The sequence below is a fragment of the Psittacicella gerlachiana genome, from assembly GCF_003585965.1.
GTDB lineage: Bacteria > Pseudomonadota > Gammaproteobacteria > Enterobacterales > Psittacicellaceae > Psittacicella > Psittacicella gerlachiana.
The window spans coordinates 1-2,224 of sequence record NZ_NRJF01000077.1; the positions used below are offsets into that span (position 1 = coordinate 1).

Genomic DNA, 2,224 nt, shown 5'->3' on the forward strand with positions numbered 1-2,224 from the left:
AATTAAAGTTCATAATAATATGCAGATTAAACTCTTTTGCCAAATTTGCTAAGCGATTATAAATTTCTCTTATACCTTGATTTAGTTCGTCAATTTTTGTCGAATATTCTACTACTGAAAGTTTAATTAATTCACTTTGCTTGTTACTATAAACATTTTCTTTAATGAGATAATTGTAATACTCTCTTAAAGCTTTAAAATCATAATGATTTTGCAGAGATTGCAAGAAAAATGTTAACACATCTTCAATGTAGATAACCGCAGGTAAAGGACCAGTTGGATTTTCTATTTTTGCGTATCTTCTAGCATTTAAATATAAATCTAAATTCTGAATTGATATATTTGGTACATCTTGAGAAAGATGGGGATTTTGCCAAGGTAATAAATACTTTATGGGCTTATTTAAATTTAAATAGCTATATTGATAGAATTTTGGCTGTTCATCTTGATCACCAAAATCTATGGTTTGCGTATTACGTAAAAAGCGATAGATATTTTTATTCATATAATCTTTAATCGACTCTATGTAAGTACGCATTGCTAGAGGACTTAAAACAAGATGATTTTCAACAGATAAATCTTCAATTGGTGTTAAATGATAAAAAATAAAGTCTTTTGCTTCCGAACCTAAAAAGGATTGAGCATAAGAAAAATTAGCTTGAGATAACTCTTTTTGGATTAATTTTTCTACATTGCCTATTTTCTTATTAACCTTGTATGGAGAAATAGCTTTAATCTTTTGCCAATCAATACCTGTCTGTTGATAGATTTTTTGTTCAATACTATTTGGATTACGATATAAAAGTTTAGAGTCATCAGCAGTAAGATTAAAATCTATTTCTTCAAGTTTAGTTGCTATATCTTGATGCTTATAATTCTTTTTCTTGCTAAACTGATTCTTAGCTTTATATTGTAATAACTCAGCTTTAACCTGATCACTAAAAAGTTCTAGTTGTTCTTGCTCTAGTAGTTGTTCATGCTCCAGTTGGAGATTGTTTTCAGGAACACTTAATAACTCTTGCGTAGATTTATTTAACGATTCTAACTCATGTTCAGGAAATAAGCCTACTAAATTAGAGTTATCACTTATTGGCATCTGCTCTAAAGGAGTTACATCAAGTTTTTTAGATCTTGTACGATTATCAATAGCTCTAAACGTATTATGTAAAAAGATATTTGTTGCACTATCTTGTAAATAATATCGAATTACTAGTTTAGCTAAGATATCACCTACTACTAAAGGAAATTGCGAATAAAGATTTAAACTAAAAGAATTAGCTTTTAATTCCTTTTCAAAAGCCTTTTTGTATCGGTTTTCAGGAATATCATACTCATTAAAAATTTTAAGATTATATTCTACATCTTCAAAGCTTTTTGGCTCAGCAATGAGTAAACCATCTCTTTCTTTAATAAGCTGATCACTAAATCCTCCCTCTAATTGATCGACAAGATCACGATTATATTCTGCACGCTCAAATGGAGTATAAGTTATATAATCGACAACATTTACTCTTCTCCCAAACTTAGGCACAATTCCAATTACCCGAAGATCACTAAGATTATTTGTGAGTTGCAAGTGTAAACTAGAGATTGCAGGATAAAGATTTCGACAAGCTTTAATCAGACTTTTACTTCCGAGATATTGGAATAACTTAAATTTAGTTAATTGCTCTTTAAAATTAATTTTTAATTTATCTTGTGTTAAATAACACTCTTTTAGATATTCTTCATTAATAAAACTTTCTGGAAGTAAGAGAATATCAGGTAAATAAAGAAAATCAATATCCAAGTTTTTAATAAACTCATGACCTTGAGCATTTATTTCTGTTTTCTTGCAACTAAAATAAGTATTTATTCCTGTAAACTGATAATAACCTTGCAAAATTTTATCTAGGTTATCTACCATTTGCCCTATGCTTAAATCAAATTCTTGAATTAATTTAGTTAGAAAGCTTTCAAAATAATCTTGATCTAACTCTTTATCCTGAGGTAACACTACTTGATCTAAATATTCTTTTTTATATAAATAGCCAAGAGAGGTATGTAATTGACTACTATAGATAAAATTAGTTCTAGGTGTGAGAAGTAAATAATTGTCATTAATCTCTTGCTTAAGTTTAGTTACGGAAAACTCAGCTCCCGGATTAAAATAACTTTCTATATAAGTACTATTACTACTTAAATAAGTTTTATAAAAGGTGAGATAACTATTTGACCAATATAA

Annotated in this window: 1 protein-coding gene; it reads right to left on the reverse strand. The window is 28.2% G+C overall.

Annotated elements, in window-relative coordinates; all coding sequences use genetic code 11:
- The coding region (locus CKF59_RS07875; RefSeq protein WP_222985545.1) for a hypothetical protein at positions 1-2,224 on the reverse strand (2,224 nt) is incomplete at both ends.